Below are 609 nucleotides of genomic sequence, written 5' to 3'. Positions count from 1 at the left end.
GCTATCTGGCACATCCAGTTCTAATACGGTCATAAAGCTATATTTACAGGATGGAAGCCTTTTAGGAACGAGCACAGCAGACGCTACTGGCGCTTGGTCATTTACAGCGCATGACTTAGCCAGTGGGCATTATGAGGTCACGGCTACCAGCAGTGATGTCTATGGTGTTACGTCATCAACATCAAAAGCCTATGATTTCATCGTTGATGCAACCCCTCCTGCAGCCCCAATTATTACAGGGTTACAAGATCATTTAACGCTGAACATGTCAGAAGATGCCTGGGAAGGTAATGCTCAATTCCAACTTTATGTTAATGGTAGCGCTGTAGGCCCCGTGCAAACAGTTACAGCAGATCATCATAACGGAGAAAAACAAGCTTTTGAGTACTGGGGGAACTTCCCGCCAAACACGAAATTTGAACTTGTGTATTTAAATGATGCATGGGATCCAAAATCTGATGGTGACCGAAACCTATATTTGTACTCTGCTCAACTAAACAATGAAAATATTAGTGACGAAAAAAGCTACCTATTAGGAGGGGGACATCCGATTGGTTTTTCGCCTGAAGGTGCGAATAAAAACTCAATTATTGAAGGAACCTCTGTAGC

1 protein-coding gene is annotated in these 609 nt (G+C 43.2%); it reads left to right on the top strand.

The genetic code is table 11. From position 1 onward, the window contains the following. The coding region (locus SAB01S_RS18340) for a carbohydrate-binding domain-containing protein (protein WP_218016168.1) at positions 1–609 on the top strand (609 nt) is incomplete at both ends.

This window comes from Sphingobium abikonense NBRC 16140, assembly GCF_001598335.1.
In the GTDB taxonomy this organism is placed as follows: domain Bacteria; phylum Pseudomonadota; class Alphaproteobacteria; order Sphingomonadales; family Sphingomonadaceae; genus Sphingobium; species Sphingobium abikonense.
This window is presented reverse-complemented; position numbering and strand designations above follow the sequence as displayed.